The 213-nt window shown below is 53.1% G+C and carries 1 rRNA gene; it reads left to right on the top strand.

Annotated features, from left to right (window positions below):
* Positions 1–213 (top strand): 16S ribosomal RNA (locus KJS58_RS25330); the annotation flags it as partial.

Genomic DNA, 213 nt, shown 5'->3' on the forward strand with positions numbered 1-213 from the left:
TTAGCGGCGGACGGGTGAGTAACACGTAGGCAACCTGCCCATAAGACTGGGATAACTACCGGAAACGGTAGCTAATACCGGATAGGTTCTTTTCTCGCATGAGAGAAGAAAGAAAGACGGAGCAATCTGTCACTTATGGATGGGCCTGCGGCGCATTAGCTAGTTGGTGGGGTAAAGGCCTACCAAGGCGACGATGCGTAGCCGACCTGAGAG

The organism is Paenibacillus sp. J45TS6 (assembly GCF_018403285.1).
GTDB lineage: Bacteria > Bacillota > Bacilli > Paenibacillales > Paenibacillaceae > Paenibacillus.